9 protein-coding genes and 1 pseudogene are annotated in these 13197 nt (G+C 58.2%); 8 read left to right on the top strand and 2 right to left on the bottom strand.

Annotated elements, in window-relative coordinates:
- Positions 1-10 precede the first annotated feature (10 nt).
- Positions 11-1411: an aminotransferase-like domain-containing protein gene (locus ACZZ0D_RS11320; protein WP_463553270.1), complete on the top strand. Its 1401-nt coding sequence runs from the start codon at positions 11-13 to the stop codon at positions 1409-1411.
- A gap of 106 nt (positions 1412-1517) precedes the next feature.
- Positions 1518-3164, top strand: a complete 1647-nt coding sequence (gene pgm / locus ACZZ0D_RS11315) for a phosphoglucomutase (alpha-D-glucose-1,6-bisphosphate-dependent) (RefSeq protein WP_463553269.1) — start codon at positions 1518-1520, stop codon at positions 3162-3164.
- A gap of 267 nt (positions 3165-3431) precedes the next feature.
- On the opposite strand, the gene ACZZ0D_RS11310 is transcribed toward pgm, so the two are convergent.
- Positions 3432-4127, bottom strand: a complete 696-nt coding sequence (locus tag ACZZ0D_RS11310) for a pirin family protein (protein ID WP_400748500.1) — start codon at positions 4125-4127, stop codon at positions 3432-3434.
- A gap of 236 nt (positions 4128-4363) precedes the next feature.
- Here ACZZ0D_RS11310 and ACZZ0D_RS11305 point away from each other — a divergent pair.
- Positions 4364-6839, top strand: a pseudogene (locus ACZZ0D_RS11305) (UvrD-helicase domain-containing protein).
- Positions 6840-6897: 58 nt separating this feature from the next.
- Here the strand turns inward: ACZZ0D_RS11305 and ACZZ0D_RS11300 are convergent.
- Positions 6898-7170 (bottom strand): DUF1652 domain-containing protein, encoded by a 273-nt coding sequence (locus ACZZ0D_RS11300; RefSeq protein ID WP_053120469.1) that lies wholly within the window; start codon positions 7168-7170, stop codon positions 6898-6900.
- A gap of 264 nt (positions 7171-7434) precedes the next feature.
- Between ACZZ0D_RS11300 and ACZZ0D_RS11295 the strand changes: the two genes are divergently transcribed.
- The 5 genes from ACZZ0D_RS11295 (at position 7435) to ACZZ0D_RS11275 (ending at position 13176) form a co-directional block, all read left to right on the top strand.
- Positions 7435-8250, top strand: a complete 816-nt coding sequence (locus tag ACZZ0D_RS11295; protein ID WP_053119946.1) for a helix-turn-helix domain-containing protein — start codon at positions 7435-7437, stop codon at positions 8248-8250.
- Between the two features lie 52 nt (positions 8251-8302).
- Positions 8303-9709, top strand: a complete 1407-nt coding sequence (locus ACZZ0D_RS11290; protein WP_463553268.1) for an NAD(P)/FAD-dependent oxidoreductase — start codon at positions 8303-8305, stop codon at positions 9707-9709.
- Positions 9710-9752: 43 nt separating this feature from the next.
- On the top strand, positions 9753-10097 hold the full coding sequence (locus ACZZ0D_RS11285) for a cupin domain-containing protein (protein ID WP_053119950.1): 345 nt from the start codon (positions 9753-9755) through the stop codon (positions 10095-10097).
- Between the two features lie 55 nt (positions 10098-10152).
- Complete coding sequence (locus ACZZ0D_RS11280) at positions 10153-11238, top strand: polyamine ABC transporter substrate-binding protein (RefSeq protein ID WP_463553267.1); 1086 nt, start codon at positions 10153-10155, stop codon at positions 11236-11238.
- A gap of 471 nt (positions 11239-11709) precedes the next feature.
- Positions 11710-13176, top strand: a complete 1467-nt coding sequence (locus tag ACZZ0D_RS11275; RefSeq protein WP_463553266.1) for a serralysin family metalloprotease — start codon at positions 11710-11712, stop codon at positions 13174-13176.
- The last annotated feature ends 21 nt before the right edge of the window (positions 13177-13197 follow it).

Raw genomic sequence — 13197 nt, 5'->3', positions numbered from 1 at the left:
ATGAGGGCTCATGAAGGTCTTGCGTGAAAACGATTTTGCTTACCAAGCGGTTTACCGCTACCTGACGTCGGTGATTAACGAGTCCGACGCCGCTGGCGCCATGCGATTGCCGTCATTGCGCCAATTGGCCGATCGCTTGAAGGTGTCGATCTCGACCATTCAATACGCGTATTCGCTGTTGGAGAAGGAAGGGCGGGTTTACTCGATAGCCAAGTCCGGTTATTACGCAAAAGCCCGCTCGCTCCTGGTGCCGCCGGCCAATGGCAGCGATCTGCTAGAGGCTGTCTATGTCAACGCCCGGCGCCCGGGCATGTGCGTGTTGAGCACCGACGATCCGGCGTCGCTGCAGCCGCTGGACAGTCCTTTGCTGATGCTGGAAAGGGAGTTGCTGCGGCAATACCCGCGCCAGCCACAATTGTTGCTGCAACCCTGCGGTGAACTGGAATTGCGCACGGTTCTGGCGGCGCGCTACACCACTTCATCGACCCATTGCTGGCACGCCGATGACGTCTACATCGGCGCTGATCTACGCGCCGTGCTGGAAATACTCATCGCCGTGCTGGAATTGCGCCAGGCCACGGTTCTGGTCGAGTCACCCTGTGACTGGGTGATCCTGCGTCTGTTCGAGGCGGCCGAGGTGCGCGTCATCGAGTTGCCGTTGCAAATCGATGGCGCACTGGATCCTCAATGGCTGGCGTCGTTGCTCAAGACTGAACCTGTGCGACTGATTTTATTGTCTTCGGCATTGAATCTGCCGCATGGCAGCGCCGCGCCGACGGCCAATCGGCAATTGATTGCAAAATTACTCGCGGAGCAGGGCACCTGGGTGCTGGAAAATGACTGTTGCAGTGAGCTGGCAGACGAGCACGATGGCCAGCGGTTACGCGACTGGCTGGATCCCGAGCGTTTGCTGGTGTTTTCTGCTTTCGACAGGATCATCGGCACCGAAGCCCCTTACGGTTTCGTCCTGTCGCGTCAGTGGCGAAGCGAATTGCAGCGGCATTTTCTGCTGCGCTCCTTCCGCTTGTCGGTCACTCGGCAAAAAGCCATCGCGCGGTTGTATGCGAGTGGGCGTATCGATCAGCATTTGCTGGTGTTGCGGCGGTTACTCAAGGAACGCCGAACCCACCTGATTCAGCTGTTGCGCGAGCGTTTGGGCGATGCCTTGCAGATAGTCGAGCCACAGGGCGGGGCGACGGTGTGGGTTCGGTCGCTGCGGACGGTGAACATGAGCGAGGTGTTTCATGACTTGCTCAGGCAACAGGTTGTGATTGCCCCCGGCGAGTTGTTCAGCCTGCATCGACAGCACGCGCAGTACCTGCGCTTGAGCGCGATCAGTCACAGCGATCATGATCTGGCCAGCGTGGTCGGGCTTGTCGGTGACGCCTTGCGCCTTGCGCCCGCCGAGTGACGTTAGAAAACTTCTGCGATGTGCCGGATAGATCCCATCGCGCTGTGGTCATACTGCCAGTAAACTGCGCTGTATTTCCTGAACCACTCGATCTCAGAGGTTTTGCATGACACTCAGTCCTTTTGCGGGCAAACCGGCACCGGCAGAATTGTTGGTCGATATCCCGCGACTGGTAACGGCCTATTACACCGGCCAGCCTGATGCATCGATTTCGACCCAGCGCGTGGCGTTCGGCACGTCCGGACACCGGGGCAGTTCCTTTGATTTGAGTTTCAATGAATGGCACGTTCTGGCCATCAGCCAGGCAATCTGCCTGTACCGCGAAGCCCAGGGCATCACCGGCCCGCTGTTTGTCGGCATCGACACTCACGCATTGTCGACCCCGGCCGGGGCGAGCGCGCTGGAAGTACTGGCCGCCAACGGCGTGACCGTCATGATCGCCGAAGGTGATGAATACACACCAACGCCGGCGATCTCCCACGCGATTCTTTGCTACAACCGTGGCCGTACTACTGGCCTGGCGGACGGCGTGGTTGTTACGCCGTCGCACAACCCGCCACAAAGCGGCGGCTACAAATACAACCCAACCAACGGCGGCCCGGCCGATACCCACATCACCAAGTGGATCGAAGCCAAGGCCAACGAGTTGCTGGCGAACAAACTGGCGGGCGTGAAGCGCATCAGCTACGAGCAAGCGCTCAAGGCCAGCAACACGCACCGCCATGATTACCTCAACACCTACGTCGCCGATCTGATCAACGTGATCGACTTCGACGCCATTCGTGACGCCAAACTGCGTCTGGGCGTGGATCCGTTGGGTGGAGCAGGGGTGCGCTATTGGTCGGCGATTGCCGAGCACTATCGTCTGGATCTGGAAGTGGTCAACAAAGAAGTTGATGCGACCTTCCGTTTCATGACCGTCGACTGGGATGGTCAGATTCGCATGGACCCATCGTCCAGCCATGCGATGCAAGGTCTGATCGGTCTGAAAGAGCGTTTCGACGTGGCTTTCGCCTGCGATCCGGATCACGACCGCCACGGCATCGTCACGCCGTCCGGTGGTTTGCTGGCGCCGAACAATTACCTCGCCGTGTCCATCGATTACCTGTTCCAGAACCGTCCGCAATGGCGCGCCGATGCTGGCGTGGGTAAAACCGTGGTCAGCAGTGGCTTGATCGATCGCGTGGCCAAGCGTCTGGGTCGTCGTCTGTACGAAGTGCCGGTCGGCTTCAAATGGTTCGCCGACGGTCTGTTCGACGGCTCGCTGGGTTTTGGCGGTGAAGAGAGCGCCGGTGCATCGTTCCTGCGTAAGGATGGCGGCGTTTGGAGCACTGACAAGGACGGTCTGATTCCGGCCCTGTTGGCAGCGGAAATGACTGCCCGTAGCGGTCGCGATCCGAGTCAGGCTTACCGTGCATTGACCGATGAACTGGGCGAACCGTTCTCGGTGCGCGTAGACGCCAAGGCAAATCCGGAACAAAAGGCTTTGCTGAGCAAGTTGTCGCCGACGCAAGTGACCTCGACTGAACTGGCGGGCGAGAAGATTCAGAGCATTCTGAGTCATGCGCCGGGCAATGATCAGGCGATCGGTGGTTTGAAAGTGATGACCGAGAACGGCTGGTTCGCGGCGCGTCCGTCAGGCACTGAGGACATCTACAAGATCTACGCTGAAAGCTTTATTGGCGACGATCACCTCAAGCAACTGGTGGCAGAGGCGCAGACGTTGGTGGATGGGGCGATTTCCACGAAATAGTGGCAATCACCACAACGCCTGTTGTGGTGTTTTAACTGTGGTGTAGTGATTTAACTGGGTGTAGCGATTTAAATGTGGCGAGGGGATTTATCCCCGTTGGGTTGCGAAGCGACCCCCGCTTTTTAAATTGCTGGGGGCTGCTGCGCAGCCCAACGGGGATAAATCCCCTCGCCACAGATGAATCCCTTGCCACAAAGTATTTCAAGCAGAGAGCGCATGTAAAAAAAGGGGTGACCTCATTGGTCACCCCTTTTTCATGCCTGCCACTTAAGCCAGATCAACCAGCACAATCTCGCTGTCTTCAATCGCCGTGACCGTCAACACTCGCTCTTGCGCAACCGCCACACCGTCCCGCGCTTCTGCCCGCAAACCATTGACCTCAATCACGCCAGTCGCGGGTACCAGATACGCCCGTCGCCCTTCATCCAGACGATACTCAGCCGTTTCCCCAGCCTTGATATTCGCCGCCACCAAACGCGCATCGGCGCGAATCCGCAGGCTCTGATCATCGCCGTCCTTACCGCTCGCCAGCGTCACGAAGCCTTCACGCTGGCCTTTCGGGAACGGCTTGGCACCCCACGACGGCGGTGCGCCAGTCTCGGTCGGCAAAATCCAGATCTGAAAGATCTTGGTGTCACGCGCCTCCAGGTTGTACTCGCTGTGCGCAATACCGGTGCCAGCGCTCATCACCTGCACGTCGCCAGCCTCGGTGCGGCCCTTGTTGCCCAGATTGTCCTGGTGGGTAATTGCACCTTCACGCACATAGGTGATGATTTCCATATCGCGATGCGGGTGCTGCGGGAAGCCGGTGCCAGCGGCGATCACGTCGTCGTTCCACACCCGCAGGTTGCCCCAATTCATGCGTTGCGGATCGTAGTATTCGGCGAACGAAAAATGGTGATGGGCATCCAACCAGCCGTGATGGGCGCCGCCCAGCGAGCTGAAGGGTCTGAGTTCGAGCATGATCGTCTCCTGAAAACGTGGTTTATGACGGCCATCATCCATCAGCCAAACATCGATAAAAAGCGTAAAAACTGCGGCATTACCATCGAATCAATCGATATAAAACAACGCAAAAATGATTAAGCGCTACCTTCAATTCATCGCCTAAACCAATGACCTGCAAGCATTTCGCTAGAACTCGACGGCAAATGCAGACACCATAGAGTCAACAGCCTCACACCCTGGAGTCCGTCAGCGTGGCGCAACACACCCCCGATCTACCTCCCGTACTTCGTCCTCTGGCCGAGATGCCTTGGTTCAAGCGTCTGGCCGCGCGTTTCTTCGGCCACGGCCTGACCCGTTTACGCGCTCAACATCGCGCGTCGTGGCTGCATGGCCAGGCCGACGGCTTTCGCAGCGGGCACACCGCTGGCGTTGAATACGGTTTTAACGAAGGCAAGCTTGAAGGGTTGGAGGAAGGCCGTCAGGTTCTGCTGATTCGCGACAGCCGCAACACCGAGCATCGACCGCCGAGCATCGACAACCACTTGTTCGATGATTGGCGTTTGCCACTGACCGCCGAACTGAAGAAACGCATCAAAGCCGATGTCGCTCGGTTGCTTCCCGAAAACGCGCAACCGAGTACCGCGCAATGGAAGATGATCTTCAGCGAAACGCCGTCCACTTCAGTGGTTGCCGGCGCCGGGGCAGGCAAGTCGACCACGCTGGTGCTGCGCATTCTGCTGCTCACGCACTATCTGGGTTTTGAGCTGGATTCGATGACCGTGGTGACCTTCACCCGTGAGTCGCGCAAAGACTTCATCAATAAGCTGATGGAAATGTTCGCGCTCTGGGGTCAGGCATTGAGCCCGAAACAGGCGCGCGAACTGGTGCGCACCTTTCACTCGCGCATTTTGCCGATGGTGCGCAGCCTGCCGGGGTTCGAACGCCTGCAAGCCTTCGAAAACCTCAGCACTCGCCCGCAGGGCCGCGATGAAGAGGTCGACAGCAACCCTTTCGACCTGCGCATCAACGACGCCCAGCGTCAGCAGCTCAATGCCTGTTATCACCGCCTGTTTACTCGCGATGAACGTTTCCGCGAATTGATACAGCCGCTGTCTCGCGCGGCGTTGCAGCTTAAAGAGCTGGAACGCGATCACCCGGACGTGCAGAAACGCGTGGCAGTAACCGAGCTGGCAGCCAAGCGCGACGAAGAACTCTGCGACGCCATTGAGGATCTATGGTTTCGCGCGGGCGCCTGGCCGATCAAAGGCATCGAACCGAACCGCCAGACCTTCGACATCAATGGCGCTAAATTCCATGCCCATGGCTACATTCCAAGCCTCGACGCGTGGGTGGTACTGGGCTTTGATCCGCGCGAAAACGCCCAGATCTGTCGGCCAAACGCCAAACTCTCTATCCGCGCAGAATGGGCGGTCAAGCGCACCCTGTTTCAAGCTTTCTGTCGTAAGCCATTGATATGGATAGATTCCTACGAATCATCGAGGCGCGTATTGGCCACGTTGGCCGGTGATGCCAGCGCGGGTCCAGGGCTTTGATTACAAGGTTAAAGGCGAACTCGCTTCCGCGCCGCTACTTGATTGTTTCGTCGCCGCCGCAGGCTTTATCGAGAACCTGGGACTGGACGTGCCGGACGCCGTAGGCCGCATGAGTTTCGCCAAGGAAGACCCGGATCGGTTCTTTTTCGAGGCCTTGAGCCTGTTCTGGCGTGCGCTGGAAGATCATCTGGTGGATCAGAAACCGCCGGTGATGACCTACAACCGCATGTTTGCGCTGTTCAGCGAACACTCGCCGGAGAACCTCAAGTTGCTCAGCGATGAGCTGCTGCGGCCAATGTCGCACCTGATGATCGACGAGTTTCAGGACGTTTCGCCACAGATCGTCTCGTGGATTCGCGCGAGTCTCACGGAGATTCGCAGCCGAGGCCCGGCCATGCATGTCGGGCGGGGTGCGCAACGCTCGTCGTTGCTGTGTGTGGGTGATGACTGGCAGTCGATCTATGGCTGGCGGGGCAGTTCGCCGAGTTATTTCATGGAGTTCAACAAGGAATTCCCGTCGCCGAGCACCACGCGGGTCATGCTCAGCGACAACTATCGCAGCCACCAGCACATCATCGACGCCGCCGAGCACATCGTTCGCGCAGCGCCGGCGATCCCCGGCAAGAAAGCCAAGTCCAGCGGCGAGCCCAAACCACTGCAACCGGTTAATGTGCTGGAGCGAGATGACCAAGGTCTTGGTCAGCGCCTCGCCGAACACTACCGTCAGGGCGATTCGATCTTGATGCTCTATCGAAAAAGCAGTGATAAGTTGTTGATAGAACAGCATATTCAGTCTGTAGTTAATGTGGATTCGAGCTTGCCATACGAAGCTCGGCGCCTGAAACAACTGACCTATCACAGCGCCAAAGGCTTGCAGGCCGATGCGGTATTTTTGCTCGGCGATTGTCAGCACCTGACCAGCTCGCCGTACAAGAACCAGGTCTATCGCATGGCCGGACTAGGCAAAAGCGGCGACAGCGAGCCTTACGACAGCGCGCAAAAAGACGAAATCCTGCGTCTGGCTTATGTCGGCATCACCCGCGCCGTCAGCCATTGCTATTGGTACGTCGAACCACAGGAAAGCCAAGCGGTGAACGTGCCAAGAGCCTCCGAGCGGGTGGCCAAGGGCAAAGCGTTCTTTTTCGATCACCGCGCAGAAAGCAAAACCGCCTGAAACCTTCGCCCACAAAAAAGCCCGCTTAACGGCGGGCTTATCTTTGTTAATCAAAAGCTTATGCGTAACTCCTGAGAGATTCAGGCGGTATGAAAGCTTCCAGCTCATCCTCAACCGCTTCAATCATCCGCTCGACATCCGCCGCATTCATCACCGTTGCACACGGGATGCCGGCGATGGCGATCAGGGTTTCGCCGCTGGCGCGATCAAACAGACGCGCGACCATGCTGCCCGGCGCGTCCATCGTGGCCTCGAAACCCATAGGATGAAAATGCCAGCGCATCAGCTGGCAAGCGTTGGGGAACGTGACTTTGCTTGACCCTTTATTCATGTTGTTGCCCGCCTTCATCATCGAGCGTTTCCTTTTGCTCATGGTAGGTGGGAAGAGCCTTCATTGGCTCAACCAGTGTCAGGACTTAAAAGTAGCATCCGGATGTGAATTTTCTGTGAGATTTTTCAGTTCATTTGGCGATTGCGACCGGTTTTTTGATGTGCGTCACGCCAAATGCACTTATCGCCAAATGGCCACTATCGATTGGCCATTGCTGCCCGAGGCGAAGTTGGGCAAGCTCGGTTTCTTTTCGCCGAGCCTTTTATGCACGCCGACGACGACGGCCCACAACAGACCGAGGCCACGGCCGCCACGGTCATGCGCTATCACCTGAGCTGGAAACACCGCGATCTGGACGCCGTCATGGCGCTGTATCACCCGGACATCGAATACAACGACTTCTTTCAGAATCGCGTGCTCGGCCTCGACGACCTGCGCGAGTACGTGCGTGTCAGCATGCCGCGAGAATCCGACGAAGCGCTTGAGCATTGCGACCGCATTCGCGTCGACGGCAACACCGCGTTCATTCAATACGAAGTGACGTTGCGCGGCGGCGACGGTTTGGTGTCGTTCCGCTCCAGTGAAGCGATCACGGTCAAGGACGGACTGATCTGGCGCGTCAACGAATACGCCTCACTGGTGCGTGCGCAGGCAGGCGGGACTTCGGCGTCCAATCAGCGCCCGGCGGTCAGTCGTCTGGGCTTGTCGCCACGGCAACTGAGCTTCATGGCCGAAGACCTCCAGCAATACTTCGAAAAGCAGCAACCGTATCTCGATCCCGCACTCGACCTGCAGCGAGTGGCGAAGGAGTGCGGGTACAGCCGCAATCAGATTTCTTACCTGCTCAATCAGGTGTTGGGGCAAAGCTTCTATCGCTACGTAAACCAGGCGCGGTTGCAGCATTTGTTGCGCTCGCTGGATGGCGCCACGCCCCCGGTGCGCATTGATGAGCTGGCCTTCGCCGCCGGCTTCAACTCGGTGTCGGCGTTCTACAGCTGTTTCCGTCAGCACACTGGCCAGTCACCGAAGGCCTACGTTAAACAAATTTCTTTGCGGACACGCGCGCAAGACAACGCTTAAGCCCACGCACTAGGATCGACGCCATCGAAGGTTTTCAGTGGCGGAGTCTTGCATGCCGGCGTGGCGCACTATCAGTTTGTGGATGGATCAACTCGACGAACCGCTGACCGCGCGGCCCGAGCTGACGCAGGATCTCGACGTCGACGTGGCGATTATCGGCGCGGGGTACACCGGGCTGTGGACGGCGTATTACCTGAAGAAACTCGCCCCCGGTCTGGACATTGCCATCATTGAGGCGCAAACCGCCGGGTTTGGCGCGTCGGGTCGCAACGGCGGTTGGTTGATGGGCAATCTGCTCGGTGAAGATCGCTTGCTCGCCGGACTGTCACCGGAACAGCGCCGCGCTTCGTTTGATCTGCTGCACAGCATTCCCGATGAAGTTGAAGTCGTCCTCGAACGTGAAGGCATCGACTGCGATTATCGCAAGGGCGGCGTGTTGTATTGCGCTGCACGTTACCCGGAGCAGGAAGCCACGCTGCGTGAATACCTGGCGAAACTGCACGCGCAAGGCCTGAACGACAACGACTATCGCTGGCTCAGCCCCGAGCAATTGGCGCAGCAGATTCGCGTGGCCAAACCTTACGGCGGCATTTACGCGCCGCACGTGGCGACCATTCACCCGGCGAAACTGGTGCGTGGTCTCGCGCGTACCGTGCAAAGCATGGGCGTGAAGATCTACGAAAACAGTCCGGTCACGCATTGGCAGTCCGGCAGCTTGCGTACCGCCAAGGCCAGCGTGCGCAGTCGCTGGATCGTCCCGGCCGTTGAAGGTTATTCGGTGACCTTGCCGCCGCTCGGCCGTTATCAATTGCCGGTGCAAAGCCTGATTGTCGCCACCGAACCGTTGTCCGCCGCCACGTGGGATGAGATTGGCCTCAATCGCGGCCAGGCTTTCAGCGAATTCAGCCGTCAGGTCACTTACGGCCAGCGCAGTGCCGACAACCGCCTGATCTTCGGTGCCCGTGGCGGTTATCAATTCGCCGGCAAGCTGCGCCACAACTTCGATCTGACCCGCGATGAGGTCGAACTGCGCCGTTATCTGTTCGGCGAACTGTTCCCGCAACTGAAAAACGTGCAAATCACTCACGCCTGGGGCGGCAACCTCGGCATGTCGCGGCACTTCAAGCCGCACATGCTCTGCGATCGCGCCAACGGCATCGCGCTGTCCGGCGGTTATGGCGGGGAAGGCGTCGGCGCCAGCAACCTCGGCGGCCGCACCCTGGCGGACCTGATTCTTGAACGCGACAGCGAACTGGTGCATCAGCCGTGGGTACTGCCGGACGGCGGCATTCATGCGCTGCGTGCCTGGGAACCGGAGCCGTGCCGCTGGCTCGGTTACAACGCGATCATTAAAAGCTTCGTCCATGAAGACCAGACCCTGGCCAATCCGACGACCGCGCCATGGCGGCGCAAACTCGCCAGCCAGGTGGCCGGTTTCATGGAAGGTTTCATGCACTAAACGTCGATTGATTTTTAAGAACGCCCAAAAGACAGGTCAGACCATGAGCATTACCCAGTTCAAAAACACCGCGACATTGCAGCTCGACGAATCCAATCCGGTGGCCGTTCCTCTCGGCGAACCGATCGCGATCGCCTCAACCACCAGCGTCGAGCGCGACGACGGCGTCGAAACCGGCGTCTGGGAATGCACCCCGGGCCGCTGGCGCCGGCAGATCACCGCGCAGGAGTTCTGCCATTTCATCTCCGGGCGTTGCACGTTCACCCCGGACGGTGGCGGCGAAACCCTGCACATACAAGGTGGCGACGCACTGATGTTGCCGGCCAACACGCTCGGTATCTGGGACATCGAAGAGACCGTGCGCAAGACCTATGTACTGATTTTCTGATCGTTTGATCCCTTTGATTGCCTGCCAACAAAAAAACCTACACAGGAATCGACCCATGATCCGCAAGACCCTCGCTCTGGCACCGCTGATGCTGGCCGTTTCCCTCGCTCAGGCGGCGGACACGGTCAAGGTGTACAACTGGTCCGACTACATCGCGCCAGACACCACCAAGAATTTCGAGAAGGAAACCGGCGTCGGCGTCACCTATGACGTCTACGACAGTAACGAAACCCTCGACGGCAAGTTGATGACCGGCAAATCCGGCTACGACGTGGTATTCCCGTCCAACCACTTCATGGCGCGGCAGATTCAGGGCGGGGCGCTGAAGAAACTCGACAAGAGCCAGTTGCCTAACTGGAAAAACCTCAACCCGGTGCTGCTCAAGGCTTTGCAGGTCAACGACCCGAACAACGTACACGGCTTCCCGTATTTGTGGGGCAGCACCGGCATCGGCTACAACATCGCCAAGGTCAAAGCCGTGCTGGGCGACGATGCACCGGTGGATTCCTGGGATCTGATCTTCAAACCCGAGAACATGGAAAAACTGCAGAAGTGCGGCGTGGCCATCCTCGACAACGGCCCGGAATTGCTCCCGGCAGCGCTCAATTATTTGGGCTTGCCGCACCACAGCAAAAACCCCGAAGACTACAAAAAGGCTGAAGCGCTGCTGATGAAAGTGCGGCCGTACGTCAGCTACTTCCACTCCTCGAAATACACCAGCGACCTGGCCAACGGCGATATTTGCGTGGCAGTCGGTTTCTCTGGTGACATTCTGCAAGCGGAAAACCGCGCCAAGGAAGCCAAGAACGGTGTCGACATCGGTTACAACATTCCCAAGGAAGGCGCGGCGATCTGGTTCGACATGGTCGCCATGCCGGTCGATGCACCGGACGAGAAGGCCGGTTACGCGTTCATGAACTACCTGCTGCGCCCGGACGTCATGGCCGGCATCAGCAACTACGTGCACTACGCCAACGGCAACGAACAGGCCGACAGCCTGATCGACCCGGCGATCAAAAACGACACCAAGGTGTACCCGAGTCCGGAGATGATGGGCAAGTTGTTTGCACTGGAGGCGATGCCGCTGAATATCGACCGGATTCGTACGCGGGTCTGGAACAAGATTCGTACGGGTAGCTAATACCCAGGATTAGACATAGAACCTGTGGGAGCGGGCTTGCTCGCGAAGGCGTCTGTTCAGTCAACATAGAGCTTGACTGACACTCCGCTTTCGCGAGCAAGCCCGCTCCCACGTGGGTTATTCAGTGAGTTTGAGAAGTTGATATCAATACACTGGCACTGCACTGTTAAAGTGCGGGAAAGTGAGACGCAGCTAACAAAACACAACTTACCGATATTTAATAATTAAATATAAAATCGTCAGACAATTAGGCGAAAGCCCGCAACTTTAAATATTCTTGATACCTCGCGCGCTTTGTTTACGGCAGTTTTCAGAAACACTCAGATTTCATTCCAAAAAAATCCTTTACGGCAGATTTCAAATTGTGTCAGTTTTCTTTCGCCCTCAATGGGGCGAGTGATAGGACGATCTCGCCAGGGATCGCCGCTATCGGACAAAAACTGTTCCATTGCTAAACAAGGAAGTGTGTTTATGTCGAAAGTTAAAACCAATGCTATTGATGCTGCCGAACAGGCTTTCCAGCCGGTTGGTGCCGTTCAGCCACTGGCAGCCGCCAGTTCGGCCTGGAATCAGATCAATAGTTTCAGCCATCAATACGATCGTGGCGGCAACCTCACGGTCAATGGCAAACCCTCCTTCTCCGTCGACCAGGCCGCCACCCAGTTGCTGCGCGACGGTGCTGCCTACCAGGACAAGGACGGCAGCGGCAAGATCGAACTCACCTACACGTTCCTGACTTCTGCTTCGTCGAGCACGATGAACAAACACGGGATCAGCGGGTTCAGCCAGTTCAGCACCCAGCAAAAAGCTCAGGCAGCGCTCGCCATGCAATCCTGGGCCGACGTCGCCAACGTGACCTTCACCGAGAAAGCCTCGGGCGGTGACGGCCACATGACCTTCGGTAACTACAGCGGTGGCCAGGACGGCGCGGCAGCGTTCGCCTATCTACCAGGCACCGGCGCCGGTTACGACGGCACATCGTGGTACCTGATCAACAGTGGCTACACGCAAAACAAGAACCCGGATTTGAACAACTACGGCCGTCAGACCCTGACCCACGAGATCGGCCACAGCCTCGGCCTGGCTCACCCGGGCGACTACAACGCCGGCAATGGCAACCCGACTTACAACGACGCTTCCTACGGGCAAGACACCCGCGGCTACAGCCTCATGAGTTACTGGAGCGAGAGCAACACCAACCAGAACTTCAGCAAGGGCGGCGTCGAAGCCTATGCGTCTGGCCCGCTGATGGACGATATCGCGGCCATCCAGAAACTCTACGGTGCCAACACCAATATCCGTACCGGCGACACCACTTACGGCTTCAACTCCAACGCCGGTCGCGATTTCCTCAGCGCCTCGTCGTCGAGTGACAAGCTGGTGTTCTCGGTGTGGGATGCGGGCGGCAAGGATACCCTGGACTTCTCTGGCTTCACCCAGAACCAGAAGATCAACCTCAATGACGCCTCGTTCTCTGACGTTGGCGGCATGGTCGGTAACGTGTCCATTGCCAAAGGCGCGATCATCGAGAACGCCATTGGCGGTTCGGGCAACGATCTGCTGATCGGCAACAGCGTGGCCAACGAGTTGAAGGGCGGTGCCGGCAACGACATCATCTGGGGCGCCGGGGGTGCCGACAAACTGTGGGGCGGCGCCGGTTCGGACACCTTTGTGTTCGCTGCCAGCTCGGATTCCAAACCGGGTGCGATCGATCAGATCCTCGATTTTGTCAGCGGTCTCGACAAAATCGACCTGACCGGGATCACCAACGGTGCGGGCCTGCACTTCGTCAGCAGCTTCACCGGCGCGGTGGGCGATGCCGTGCTGACCTCGTCGGGCGGCAACAGCTTGCTGTCGGTGGATTTCTCCGGGCACGGCGTGGCTGACTTCATCGTCAGCACGGTTGGCCAGGCAGCGACCAGCGACATCGTGGCGTGATGTAGCCGGGGAAAGCGGCGT

Source organism: Pseudomonas sp. AC193 (assembly GCF_979258075.1).
This window is presented reverse-complemented; position numbering and strand designations above follow the sequence as displayed.

Coding starts and splice junctions, on each gene's coding strand:
- ACZZ0D_RS11320 (WP_463553270.1), top strand. CDS start 11: ATGAAGGTCTTGCGTGAAAACGATTTTGCTTACCAAGCGGTTTACCGC.
- pgm (WP_463553269.1), top strand. CDS start 1,518: ATGACACTCAGTCCTTTTGCGGGCAAACCGGCACCGGCAGAATTGTTG.
- ACZZ0D_RS11310 (WP_400748500.1), bottom strand. CDS start 4,127: ATGCTCGAACTCAGACCCTTCAGCTCGCTGGGCGGCGCCCATCACGGC.
- ACZZ0D_RS11300 (WP_053120469.1), bottom strand. CDS start 7,170: ATGAATAAAGGGTCAAGCAAAGTCACGTTCCCCAACGCTTGCCAGCTG.
- ACZZ0D_RS11295 (WP_053119946.1), top strand. CDS start 7,435: ATGCACGCCGACGACGACGGCCCACAACAGACCGAGGCCACGGCCGCC.
- ACZZ0D_RS11290 (WP_463553268.1), top strand. CDS start 8,303: ATGCCGGCGTGGCGCACTATCAGTTTGTGGATGGATCAACTCGACGAA.
- ACZZ0D_RS11285 (WP_053119950.1), top strand. CDS start 9,753: ATGAGCATTACCCAGTTCAAAAACACCGCGACATTGCAGCTCGACGAA.
- ACZZ0D_RS11280 (WP_463553267.1), top strand. CDS start 10,153: ATGATCCGCAAGACCCTCGCTCTGGCACCGCTGATGCTGGCCGTTTCC.
- ACZZ0D_RS11275 (WP_463553266.1), top strand. CDS start 11,710: ATGTCGAAAGTTAAAACCAATGCTATTGATGCTGCCGAACAGGCTTTC.